8 protein-coding genes are annotated in these 13,915 nt (G+C 27.7%); 7 read left to right on the forward strand and 1 reads right to left on the reverse strand.

Going from position 1 to position 13,915, the window contains the following annotated elements:
- Nucleotides 1-27 precede the first annotated feature (27 nt).
- Nucleotides 28-921 (reverse strand): hypothetical protein, encoded by an 894-nt coding sequence (locus E1I18_RS00705; RefSeq protein ID WP_141483692.1) that lies wholly within the window; start codon nucleotides 919-921, stop codon nucleotides 28-30.
- Nucleotides 922-1,228: 307 nt separating this feature from the next.
- On the opposite strand from E1I18_RS00705, the gene E1I18_RS00710 reads away from it, so the two are divergent.
- The 7 genes from E1I18_RS00710 (at nucleotide 1,229) to E1I18_RS00740 (ending at nucleotide 13,834) form a co-directional block, all read left to right on the forward strand.
- Nucleotides 1,229-1,414, forward strand: a complete 186-nt coding sequence (locus E1I18_RS00710; protein WP_141483693.1) for a hypothetical protein — start codon at nucleotides 1,229-1,231, stop codon at nucleotides 1,412-1,414.
- Between the two features lie 582 nt (nucleotides 1,415-1,996).
- Nucleotides 1,997-3,070, forward strand: a complete 1,074-nt coding sequence (locus E1I18_RS00715) for a hypothetical protein (protein WP_141483694.1) — start codon at nucleotides 1,997-1,999, stop codon at nucleotides 3,068-3,070.
- 206 nt (nucleotides 3,071-3,276) lie between these two features.
- The gene (locus E1I18_RS00720) at nucleotides 3,277-3,537 is read left to right on the forward strand and encodes an MAG4270 family putative restriction endonuclease (RefSeq protein WP_141483695.1); all 261 of its coding nucleotides are present in this window, start codon (nucleotides 3,277-3,279) and stop codon (nucleotides 3,535-3,537) included.
- Nucleotides 3,538-3,752: 215 nt separating this feature from the next.
- A complete protein-coding gene (locus tag E1I18_RS00725) occupies nucleotides 3,753-11,045 on the forward strand; it encodes a hypothetical protein (RefSeq protein WP_141483696.1) in 7,293 nt (2,430 codons plus the stop codon).
- A gap of 135 nt (nucleotides 11,046-11,180) precedes the next feature.
- Nucleotides 11,181-12,179 carry a C5 methylase (MAV1virus-like) protein gene (locus E1I18_RS00730; protein WP_141483697.1) on the forward strand — a complete coding sequence of 333 codons (999 nt, stop codon included), beginning with the start codon at nucleotides 11,181-11,183 and terminating at the stop codon, nucleotides 12,177-12,179.
- 585 nt (nucleotides 12,180-12,764) lie between these two features.
- A complete protein-coding gene (locus E1I18_RS00735; protein ID WP_141483698.1) occupies nucleotides 12,765-13,190 on the forward strand; it encodes a hypothetical protein in 426 nt (141 codons plus the stop codon).
- On the forward strand, nucleotides 13,181-13,834 hold the full coding sequence (locus E1I18_RS00740; protein ID WP_141483699.1) for a nucleotidyl transferase AbiEii/AbiGii toxin family protein: 654 nt from the start codon (nucleotides 13,181-13,183) through the stop codon (nucleotides 13,832-13,834). The genes E1I18_RS00735 and E1I18_RS00740 overlap by 10 nt, the downstream gene beginning before the upstream one ends.
- The last annotated feature ends 81 nt before the right edge of the window (nucleotides 13,835-13,915 follow it).

Genomic DNA, 13,915 nt, shown 5'->3' on the forward strand with positions numbered 1-13,915 from the left:
TTAATAAGCATATTAAAGAGATTGAAATTATTTGGTTTTTTGTTCTGTAGTTGCTTTGGGCTTATCGTGTTTAGAAAGGATTAAGACTACAACTAATAATAAGATTATTGAGAATGCTTGTAGACCATTAATAATAAATCAAATTTTGTTACCACGTTCAATACGTGCTTTAAGTATTTCATTTTTTACATTAGCATCGCCTAACTCTTTTGTTCTATCTTGTAGTAATTTATTGTCGTCTAATGCTTTTTCTGTTGTTTTTCGATTTAGTTCTAATTGTTCATAATATAGGTTAAATAATTTATCTGTATAAGTTTTGGTAGCATTATGAAGCGAATAAGACATCAATAAATTGATTTTATCTATGTCCAAGTCTTTTTCATCATGAATAATAAGACGATCGTTTTTATACTCGCCAAGTACTCCAAAACGAGGATCTAAACCTTCTGTAGTTTTAGCTTTTTCTAATGTAGCTTTGATTTCAGCCTCAAGTCTTTTGAATTTATCTGGATCTTTAGGTGAAGAATGTTCAGGCGTATTACCTTTATTCAAAGTAGACAAACTACCTAGTCCTAAATTTTCATATTTATTTAATGAGTTAAAGATTTCTAAAATAATATCGTGATGATTAATTAAATCATAAATACCTTTACTTCTTGCTTCAGAACTCTCTAATTTTGTAAGCTCAGCATTATATAACTCAATCAATTTATTAATTAAATAAGCAGTTTTTTCTTCACTGAATTTTGTTATTAATTTATCACCATATTCTTTAATTTTTTGTGCTTCAGCTTTGTAAAATTCATATTTAGTATCTTGAGTTGATTTTTGATTATCTGTGGAACTAACTGAAGCACTAACTACACTAATTGGTGCAACCGCTAATAATGGACTAGTTAAAAATAATAGTTTCTTTTTCATTTCAATCTCCTTTAACACATTTAATTTAATAATGTCTAATTAAATCACAATGAATATAAATTAATATTCTGAATTATATTATAAATTAATAAAACTATTGCTTTTTTGCTCATAAAATGTAAATATTTTTCAAATAATAAACAAAATAACCATTTAATTAGAATTCAAATAAGGAATACAATTTGGTAATGGAAAATCAGAGATATGCAGCAAAAAATGATTTAATTTATAGACAATTTACAAGGTAACGCGATTGAACAAATAAACAATTATCACTAGTTTTAGATGTCTCAATTTCAACTATAAAATGAAAGTGAAAACAGTTGAGAGAGTTTCAAAAAAACAGGAGCACGATATTGTTGAAATTGATGGTTGAAGTTATTGCTGACTCAATAGTCAAAATAAATTCACAATGTTGCTTGCAGTGGTTGTTGGTACAAATAAAGTTGTTTCAATACATTTCAAAAAAACAAGAACATTGAAATATGTTTAATGTTCTTGTTTTGCGACTAAATGTTGCTTTGATCAAAAAAACTATCAAATAACGGTATTAAAAACAAAATCTCAGTCGTTATTTTTAACAATCATGATATACATTTACAATTAAACTAACTAACTCAAGGGGTTCATTTTGTTTAATATTTCACATTTCGAACATTAAACAAAATGAACCTCTTAGTTAGAATTCAACTAAGGAATACAATTTTGTTATAAAAAATCAGAGATATGCAGCAAAAAATGATTTAATTTACAGACAAATTACAAGGCATAGTAATTGAACAAATAAACAATTATCAATAGCATTGGATGTCTCAATTTCAACTATAAAAAGATAGCGAAAACAGTTGAGAAAGTTTCAAAATCAAAATCTCTCATGGTGATTTAAATAACAAGCATGATATGACATTCACAATTACTTTAAACTGTCTCAAGACGTTCAATTTGTTTGATATTTCACAAAAGTTAATATAACTTATTAAAAGCCATATATTTTCTTTGATAAGCTGTACATAAAACCAACTTAATTTTGGTATTTGCTTTGTTCTTTTTTTATAATTAGTTCGGAGGAATACATATGAAAGTCAAAAATGTTTTAATTTCACTTGGTTTTGCATCAATAACTTCACTTCCTATTGCTGCAGTAAGTTGTGCAAATACTAAAAATCAAAAACAAGAGAGTGGAACAGATCCCTTGGCCCCTAAAAAACCACAAAAACCAAAAACTCCAGAATTAACAGAAACCGAAAACGACAAAATTGACAAAGATATAATTAATACTATTGAAATTGCTAAAAAAGAAATAGAATCATCACACAATCCTAAAACAATTAATAAGCTAGTTAAAGTAATTAAGTTAGTATATGAGATTACCAAAATCAATGATTTTAACCTTGGTCTACAATTATTTGACGAAGCTAGCACAATATTCTATAGTGTTTTCCCTAGATCTTCAGCAGATTTATTGACTGAAGTACCTGTTGAACAACAAGTTAAAAGTTTAAGTAATCAATTAGGCAATCTTAATGTAAATTCAGATAAAAATACAATTGAATCATTTCTAAAAGAAGTTCAAAAACATCAAAAATTAAATGAAGTATTTAATGAATTTGGGATTAAAAATATCTTTTATTCAAACGAAATTCTTGAAGATGTGGTCAAAAAAACTAATTTACTCATTGAACTAAGCGAAAAATCAAAAGAAAATCCACAACTTTTGAATGCTAGAATACAAATATTAGACGAGATCTCAAAATTAGTTACCTTAAGATCAATTGACTTACTTTTTCCAAAATCAGAACACAAAAAAATTGATAAACAAACAATTCAAGAAAAATTAAACGAAAAAGTTAATTCAATAGTAGAACAAACTAAAAAAATAAGTCCTGAATTAAAAAATAAAAATCAATTAGAAGCTATTAAAAAAATGCTTGAAGATTACAAAACTGAATATATTAAAAGCAATATGCTATTTAAAAAATATGGACTTGGTGGCAACTCATATAACGAAAAGTCAATAGATGAAGCTATTAAAATTGTAGATCAATTAATACCATTAGACAATCAAGGGGTTAATCCTAACCTAGCAATCTCATTACTTGGAAAAATTGTTAGATTGCTAATGCCTACAAAAAGTGACTTCATTTTTTAAAATGCTACTATTTTTAAGTTTATAAATAAGATTAAAAATCACAAAACATCCTTGATTAGGATGTTTTGTTTTACATCATGCAACACAATTCAATAACTTTTATCGCGTTATAATAAATATTATGAAATCAATAAAAATTTTTGAATTTTTTTCAAGGATAGGGTCGCAAATTAAAGCTTTAAAATCTTTGGAAGAATAAAACCATTATGAATGATCCTGAATATAAAAAATTAATTGAACAAATTGCAGATGTGAATAATTTAATGACACTTGAACCAACAATTCATACTGAGTACGATAACAAAAAATTTTATTGAGATCCAGATGATGGAGAGGTTAATATTATTGCTCCAGAACGTATAGACAATGAGTTAGTTATGAAACTTAACTCATATAAAATAGACACACTAAACAATCCAGGAATTAAAAAATATCTCATTGACTATAAAAAACTTATAACTAAATAATTTATATCTAGACATAAAAAAAACAACATAAAACTAGAGTTATTTATACTCACTTGTATAGAAGTTTTATGTTGTTTTTTTATGTTTCTGGTGTCCAAAAACACTCATTTTAGCTATTTTTTTAGCCTAAAATGCACTTTTTTCACTTTTTTCTTTCAATATATATATATATATATAATGCTCCTTATTACATTACTGTTTTAAGGAGAAAATATATGACTAACTATGAACAAGATAAGAAGCGTCGTAAGAAACTTATTATTGCGTCGTCAACCTTATTAGCAACATCAGTAGCAACTACTGCTGTAGTTATTTCGATTATTGCTTCACGTCGAAAAGCAAAAGAATCTAAGATAAATAAATTAGTTTTTGCACCAAACGTTGAACAAGTTAGCTCAAAAGTTGATGCTTTAGAATTTAAAATTTCTAACCTTAATTTAAACAAAAATAAGGGCAAACAATTTGAGGTACGTTTATTAGACAAAAAATCTAATAAGGAAATTAACAAACAAACATTCACTATTAATGAAGAATCACAAAATGTTAATTTTAGTGGTTTAAACGAAAACACTGAATATACTTTAGAGATATTTTTTGATGCTAAAAGCATTAAAAAACAAGATTTCAGAACCGCTAAAAAAGACCAAAGTCACGAGCAACAAGAAGTTGTTTTTGCACCTGAAATCAAATTACTTGATACAAAATACAATTTATTAAGCTTTGAGATATCAAATCTTAATTTAAGCAAAAATAAAGACAAAAAATACGATGTTCAACTATTAGAAAAAAATAATAATAAAGAAGTTCAAAAACAAACTTTTAGCATTACACAAGCAAGTGATAAAGTTACTTTTAGTAACTTAAATGAAAACACTGCATATGTTTTAAATATTTTGTTTAATGGTAAAAGTGTTAAAACTCAAGAGTTTGAAACTTCAGCGCGTCCAAAAATTGTAGCACAAGCAACAACACCTACAAGTGCAATTTTTAGTCTTTTAAATCTACATGATTATCAAGACTCACTAGACAAAATAGAAATAACAATTAAAAAAACAACATCAGCAAGCGACCAAGATATTGTTATTAAAGCAAGTGATCTTAAATTTACTAATGGTAGCACAAGAATTGATCTAGAAGCTTTATCTATTGGACTTGAGCCAGGTAGCGAGTATAGTGCAAGTGTTATATTAAAAGAAGCTAACAAAACTACTAAAATAGTAGAAGATATAACTTTCAATACTACTGCAATAAGCAAAGTTGCTTATCGCTTTATAGCAAGTGCAACTCAAAACAAAATTGTTCTTTATGGACTAAAACAACAAGACAAAAAAGTTGTACTTGAGTATAAATTAGCAGGTTCAAGTGAGCAATTTAAGAAAGTTGAAACCGAAGCTGCAGGTAAAAATGAAGTCATCTTACCTGAAGACCTTGGTTTTGATAACAAATATGAGTTTCAAATCAAATATGAAGGTGAAAGTGAGCAACTTGAATTTGAAGGCGACAAAAAAGTTGGTGAATTCAATACAACTCAAGCTCCTCAACTCGTTGCACGAGATGAAAATGGACTAACTCTTAAACTTGAAAATGTAAGTAAAAACATTAATAAAGAAAACTTATATATTCGTTATAAAGACAAAGACAAAGCAAATGGCTGAAGTGAAAAAGCACTAAATCAAATTAAAGGATATGAGAGTGGTGATCTTAAACTTGATGATCTTGAAGCAAACAAAGTTTACCAAGCTCAACTTATTTATAAAAAATCTAAAGACTCTACTTCACAAGGTAGCATTCTAAATGAAGTTGAATTTAGAATTAAACAAAGTCTTGCTTTTGATATTGCCAAGTCACTAACAGCATCACAAAAAGTGCTTTTATCATTCAAAGATAATAGTAATTTAGGTTCAGCTACTCCTAATTATTCAAATATTAAAGTTAAATATACAAAATTTGGTGAAAGCGCTTCAAAAGAAGTTGAACTTAGTGCTAAACAAATTAATGGTACAAATTATGCACAAAGTTTATTGGAAGGCTTAGATCAAAACACTACTTATTTCTGAAGTTTAGTTGATTCAAAAAGTGATAAAACTTTAGCTAAAGGTTCATTTAAAACCGGTAAAGCTTCTGGAAAAGCTAAAGCTGCAGACAACACCAATGCATATGAGACAAATGAAAGCAATTTAATTGCTGTTGAAAATAGACTTTTAGATGGTGTTTTAGTTTCAATTAAAAACACATTTGGTTACTTAAGAGGTGAAGGCAAAATTAGATTCCCTCGTGAAATTAACATTAAATACTATCCAAAAAATGAACCTAGTCAATATATAACTGAGAAAATTCAACTCACTTTAGAAGACATTAAAACTAAAGACATATTTACAAGACAAATAAAAGATTTAGACAATATGCCTTATGTTTTTGAAGTTGAATACACTAATGGAAAAGATAGCAATAACAAAGACATTGTTGTAAGCAAAAAATTTGAAATCAATTACAAACTTCCTGAAGTTGAATTTGATAATGCTCAAAGTAAACTCAAAGTTAAACATCTTGATTCATTGAATGGTAAAACCATAACCGTTAAATATTCAAGTTCTGCTATTTCAACAAGTGTTGAAGGAAGCGTGCAAGATGGTATTTTAGAAGTACAATTAAGCAATCTAAGATCTCAAAGTACTTATAATGTTAGTTTAGAAATCAAATCTGAAGATGTTGAATTTGTAAGCTCGCTTGAAAACGAAAAACGTTCAGAGTTCTATGGAACTTCTTCACCAAGTGCAAACAAAATTGTCATAACTTCAGAATTCACAACTCAAGAACAACAAAAATCAATCTATATTAAACATGAAGAACGTTCAACCCTATTTGACACTGTAAATATTTATCCAATTTTAGAAGGCTTTAAAGAGTATGCGGGCAAACAAGTCCAAGTTAAAGTTGGAACAAAAGATGAATTGGATAAGGTGAAAACTGTAAGCGGTATGGACTCGAGTGTTAAAGGTTTTACTGCTACAATTGATCAAGATGGAAGATTTGATAACAATAATAACTGAATTAATGATTTAGTAAAAAATAAACATTATGAAATCAGAGTTTATGAAGTTAAAGGCCAAAATCTTGAAGTTATAACTCAAGTTAGTTATGACACTCCAGATTTTGAAGTTCCAAAAGTTCAAAAATTAGAAATTGTAGGTTCAAACACCGATAATCCAGGATTTAGAATTGAAAATGTTGAAGCTTTTAAAGAACTAATTGCAAGATACAATGGAAAAATCGGATTTAAGGCACAAAGAATATCAGAAAATAAAGAGTACAAAGAATTTAATAACATCAAAACACCTCAAACATTCTCTGGAAATAGTGACCACGGTTTTAATCATTTAAAATTCAATAATAAAAGCTTAAGTGATTTAGGAACACAAGATAAAGTATTAACCCTTGAGTTCTTAACTAATAAAAGTCACACAGACAGTAATTTTAAAAGTTGATTTACTGATAAATCAGAATATCAAATTATCTTAACAGTTACAAAAGATGGAAAAGAATATGTTGTTGCATCAAATACTGAAGATGATTTAATTTATATAAACTATAACTATAAAACACCAAAATTTGATGATAATCAAACAACTAATGAACTTAAACCTAATAGTAAAAACCAAACTCAATATACTGACAATATCACATTTAAGTTACTTAATCTTGAACAATATACTTCAACAGGGTCATCAAAATCTAAACTTAGAGGTTTCTATATAAAATCTGATGATGCATTAGTTAATGTCGATCCTACTCAATGACATAGTGCAGGTGATGTAACAGTTGATAGTGCAAACAACACAGGTTCAATTAAGTTTGAAGGCTTAGAACTAAATACATATTATGAGTTTGTACTAGTTGATGATAATGATGACGTTATCCTTTCAAAACATAGATACAAAACTGTAGCAGCACCAAAATTAAGAAACACAACTCAAGGCGACACATTAATTCGTTATAAATTAAGTGATCTAAAAGGTGCTCAAGAAATCATTAAGCCTGGTAAATATAAAATTAAATATGGTCTTAATGGAATGTATGATCATGAATCTAATGAAGTTACAATTGGTGATTCTATTAACCTCTCTACCTATGTAGGTGATTTAGCATTCACTTTAGAAAATGGTCTAACACCTAACACAACATATAACTTTAAATTAGTTAATGAAAACGGCGATGTTATATTAGGCTACCAAGACATTTTCAGAACCAATAAATCTCAAAGTGAAGAAACTATTGTTGGTAATGATTTTGCAGTAGTTAAATTATTAAATCCATCATACACATTACGTGAAGGCTCATACAGTATTGCTCGTAGTGGCACTGCAGATGGCGAAAAAGACAAAACAATCCTTGATGTACTTAAAATGCAGTACTCTAAATCACCTGAATTTACTGAATATCAAGAATTTAGCGTTGCATTAAGTGAAAATGAAGCAAAAATTCTTAACATTAAATTCAGTAACCTAGATCCAAATACTAAATACTACTATAGATTGGTTAAAGGTGTTGTTAAAGCTGATGTTATTAAAAATGAAGCTAACTCTTCTGCTGAACCTCAAGAAACACTTGATACTGATAAACCAGTACTTAAAGGAGAATTTACAACTTTTAATGTACCTACTCGTGTAGCTAAAAAAGATAAAAATGTAACTATAACATTTGAAAACCTAGAAGGCATTAATGATCAAGGTCAAGTGTTCCTTAACTTTAAAAAACAAAATCAAAGCAATGTTTTTGAAGTAAATTATGATTACAAAGTACATGGTGACAAAGTTATCTTTGAGCTTAGTGGTCTTGAAGAGGGTGCTGTATATGAATATTCATTAGTACAGAGCTCAAATAAACAAAAAGTTGCTAATGGAAGCTTTAGTGCTCCTAAAAAATCAACTCAAGTTGAAGCAAGAGATCTTAAAATAGATGATACACATCATCAAGTTTTATTAAGAAACCTTGATGATTATGTTGGTAAAAAAGTACGTATCAGACTGATAAGAACTAATAATAACACAACACTTCAAGACATAACTACCACGCTAACTAATGAAAATGGCGAATTTATTTGAGACTTTGAAGACCTTGAAGTTAATAACACATATAAATATGAAGTTATTCTACTTGATGAAAATAAAGAAGTTCAAACACTTGCAAGCAAAACATTTAAAGTAGAGTTTGCTAAATATGAAGGTGGTGGTGATAAAACTGTAAGCACAAATGTTAAAGCATTAGGCAATTATGAAATGAAGAGATGATATACTCTAGCAACTCTTCAAGAACTATATGCAAATCATGAAAACTGACAGCAAAAAGTTCAACAATCTCTTGAAGAAATCGCTATTTATGGTACTGAAGTTGCAGCAAGCAATGCATATGGCTGACATAAATTAATTGCACAAGGTAGCAAAACTCGCTACTTTAAAGTTGAAAATGGAAAACTTATTTATGAATACATTTTTGTGCAACCTGTTTCATCTGTTTCAACTAACAATAAAGCAAAACTAAAAGGTATTAAATTTGAACTTCGATTAGTTGGAAACACTATCCAAGTAATGATTGATGAAGCAAAAGCTAAATCAGAAGAAATAAGTGACAAACGTATTTCTGTTGCTTCATTTAAATGAAGTGAACTTGATGAAAATCTTACATATAAATCTTCTAATGGATTAATTAATCAATCTAAAGAAGAAGTGCTTGGCAAATTTATTAATGTTGGTGGCTTTAAATTTGTTGCTAAAACATTCAAACGTGGTCCTAGAGACTTTAGCAACCCGCAAATTTTAAGATACTCAATTGAACAAGGTGATCCAGCACTAAATGACAAAATTGTTTCACAAAGTGGTCAAACTGCACTATCATTTGCTAAATTTGACTCACCTAAACAACAAAGTGTTTATGGAACTTTTGATAGCAACACACACAACTACGATGTCTTATATAACAAATATAAATCTAAAAACAATGATTTATTACCATTTAATGCTAACTTCTTAATAAGTCCTTCTATTTATCCTGGGTTAGGATTAAGCGCTAAAAGCGCATCTGAAAGTGGTTTTGTATATAACGAAAAACTTAGAGCTAAATTCTTTAGAACACTTAAAGAGGTAGGTCTAATTAGATTTGCAGGTTCTGATGTATATAATAAAGGATGAATTAAGCTTAATGGTAAAGATGTAATTATGTTCGCAGATGAACTTAATGCATTTAGTGATAAGTATCTTAAAGAATTTCCACTTGCAAAACGTCTAATTTGAAGAGATGGCAATCAATTAAAAGGTTTAAGAATAACATTAAGTGATGCAGCTAATGGTAATGGTGCTGCACTTGGAATGCTTGATGACTTTGTTTATTATCTAGACTTAGATAAAAACAAATTAGACCTTAAAAACTTATCATGAGATGTATTTACTAAACTTGCAACAAAACACACAACACATAAATACATGAACCCTAATTCTCCTTCAACTTCAATTGCTGGAATTAAATTTGTTTCAAAAGATGAAAAACTAATTACAAGCAATCCAGATGTATTTATCAACCCTCAAAGCACTCAACCTACATTTGATATTGAATCAAACTCAACTCAAGATCAAAACACAAGAAAATTAAGATTGTTTAATGCTGAAAAAGGCCAATACAAAATTAAAATTGAGTATCCTATCTACTTCCCTACAGCACAGTTGAAAGAATATAAACCTGTAGAAAAAACATTTGAAATTGATGAAACAAATTCAGGCTTCTTTGAATATGATCTAACAAAAGACCTAGATCACAATACTCAATACAAAGTAACCATTTCTAAAGATGATAAAGTACTTAAAACATTAACAGGTATTAATGCTGATATTCCTAATGGATTTACTTGATTCAAATCTAAAGATGTAGTTTCTGGTATTCTTCCAAAAACTCCTAACAATTGGTCTATTTTGTCTGGTATCCCACTTGGATTTTATTTTAGTCATGGTAGATTAGGCTTAGGTAACTATAATAATTTAAACGCCAAACAAATAATTGATTGAATTAGATCTGGAAAATACTCATTTTTAATTGGTTCTACTAAACTTGATAGCAATGGTGAAATGCGTTACAAATGATCATTTAAAGTTCAAGCACCTAGTGCTAACTATAGATACGCAAACAAAACTTATTTACAATCTAAACCTGCACGTCAAATATTATATGCAGCGGCAATTAGTGATGATAAATCTAAAATTGTTATTGTAAGTCTTGTATCATATGTTTCCGATCTTCATTTTGGAATGGCAACACATGAAGCTAGGGAACACATTTTAACTGAAGAACAAAAGAAAAATCTGGAAAATCTTGATCTTTCAGAGTTATTTGCTAAAAGCAGTAAAAAACTTGAAGCATATGGCTCAAATAATAAAGTTTCTGAAGATGACTTTAAAGGTAATCATACAAACAGAGTAGCTCTATTTGGTATCTACATTGCTAATAGAAAAAATTCTAAATAATAGTTATTAATAATTTCAAAAAAACCTTTCATTTTAATGTTTAAGAAAGGTTTTTTTAATTTTAATATTACGAATTTAATATCATTATTTAGAATAGATAAATTGACTTAAATTATTATGTCAGAAAGGACTAAAATGTGTAAAAAATTAGTAGTTTGAGACTTATTTGGCGGAGGACAAAATAGTGTTTATAACACAATAACTGAATACAATTTAGAAGAGTTTTTTGATGTTTATACCTTTGATGTCACTGAACCAACTAGAGAAAAACACATTAAAATAGACCTTTCGCAAGCAAATATCACTCAATTAATGTCAAAGTATCCTAAACCCGATATTATTTTAGCCTCGCCACTATGTCAATCATTTTCATGTGTTTTAAATATGAAAGGCGGAGGCACTTGTTTTTGGAAGTATGCTGATGAGTCTCGTAGTAAATTAATAGAGCGTTCAGTTGAAGAGTTTGAAAGTCTAAAAGGTGGCTTTACAAAGAATTTAAAAGCAGATGTGCAACTCTTTATTAAACGTTTAGGTCAAAGATGTATTGATAACACTATTGAGTTAATTAATAATTACCAACCTAAGTATTGATATATTGAAAACCCTAAGCACTCTTTAATGTGAAAGTATATTAAATATAATCGAAGTGATTTTTATAATGCTTCATTATTTCTTAATGAAGCATCATTAGGCAAATATGGATTTTTGACAACTAAACCAACAATTTTTCTTTCAAATATTAATATCAAACTTGAAAAAGGTAAAATTGAGCCTCCATATTATGTTGATGTGATTGATGGCAAGAAATATTATGTCTTAAAAGATAATCCACAAACTCGAGTTGATTATTCATTAGATAGTAGAATGCTTGGTTTAGCATCAATTAAAAAAATGATAAAAGCACGAAATGCTAAATCTGGCATGGGTGCTATGGACTTTGTAATGCGTAGTCAAGGTGCATACACTCAAAAGAATAAAATGGTTAATGAACAACTTTCAGAAGCTGGTCCTGCAAGTGCTATTCCACATAAATTAATTTATGCAATATTGCAAGCATTTCTTGATGAATACAACAAGACAAATACACCACTTTCTCAAAGTTTTGTTGGTGTTTCTAAGACTGTTGCTAAGTAAATTGTGTGCATTTTAAACTCATGCTTCATTTTTGAACCTATTACACAAATATCTGTGTAATGGTTTTTTTAAGTTTCTGAGTAAAAAACAAAAAGTGTAAAATTGACTGTTATTTTTAGTCATAATACACTTTTTGTTTTTTGCTATATACAATTTTTTACAATTTCTAAAATTTATTATACGTTTCTTCATTACTTTTATTAATAGTGGTGTCAATAAATCTTTCTTCAATTATTTTTGCAATTCTTAATAAAGCAATAGATATGTGTAGCAACCAAATCTTTAAATATTAAAAATCAATGTAAATTGATTATTTTGTTGTTGATTTTTATCAAAAATAACGTTTTAATGAATGCTTCTGCATTTTTGCATAAAATTATGCATATTAAATTTACTGGAGATGCACTTTTCCGTTTTTACTAAAAAAACAGTAAAACTCATTTATAATTTTTAAATAAAAGGTATTGATTGAGAAAAGCAAAATCAAAATGGTGAAAGATGAAGACAGTATGAGACTTAATTTGAGTGATATATTAAGTTTAAAAACCAGAGAATGGAAAATATAAAATAGAAAAGAAATTAATTATGGCTACTACATTATATCCAAGAACAATATTACAAACATCGTATAAAAATTACTTATCTAAATATCATTCACTTAATTTATATTTAGATGATAAAAATAATTATGCAGACTGACACCATATCAATATGTTTTATTCAAATAAACCGAATCAAATTATAGATTTAAGTTTTGATAAATATAATTTAGGCAAAAAAGGTATTTTAAAAAGAAAACTAACTATTTTTGATAAAGAAACAATATACTATGTTGCTTCATATGCTAGAGCAATGTTTGAATGATTACACGATTTTAGCACATTGAGAATTTATGATATAAAAGAATTAATGTTTGAAAAGCCAATCTTAAAAGAACTTTTACATTACTTTCAATTACATAATTGTAATTTGTGCAAGCAATATTTGGAGTGTAAGAGTCAATGGGATTAACATTAAATCAAATTAATCATATAAAATTAATTAAAGAAGTATTAAACATTATTCCAGATAACTATGTTTTGAAAGGTGGAACCGCTTTATTATTAGATTATCGATTGAACAGATTTAGTGAAGATATCGACCTTGATTATTTAATTAATAATAAACAACAAAATAATTTAAAAAATTCTTTAATTAAGTTTTGTAATCAAAACAAGTATCAATATTACATTAAAAAAGATACCGAAAGTGTATTGAGGTTTATTATTAAATATGAAAATAAAACTCTAAAAATTGAGTCATCAAGTCGAGATATCGTTAGCGAAAATGATTATCATCAATCGCTAAATGGCAACTATAATGTATATAGTTTAAACTCACTAGCGCAAAAGAAACTAGATGCATTTTTGAATCGAGATAAGTTTAGAGATTTTTATGATATTAACTTTTTATTAACACAAAACATTTTTAATAACAACCAAATTAAGCAAATTGAAGAAAGGTTCAATAATAAAAGCGAAGAAATGTTTTTTCGAGAATTAAATGCCGACACAATATTAAAAGATAATGTTGATTTTGATAACTTTATTTTAAACTTTATTGAAAATTTAGATCAAAATAAACACAAAAATAAATTAAGAAGCATTAAAAAATAATAGTATCAAACTTATTCAAGGAGCAGACAAAATTCAGTATATAAGTTCATAAAGATAACAATAATGAAATATATACTTTTA

It is taken from the genome of Mycoplasmopsis mucosicanis, from assembly GCF_006546935.1.
In the GTDB taxonomy this organism is placed as follows: Bacteria; Bacillota_I; Bacilli_A; order Mycoplasmatales; family Metamycoplasmataceae; genus Mycoplasmopsis; species Mycoplasmopsis mucosicanis.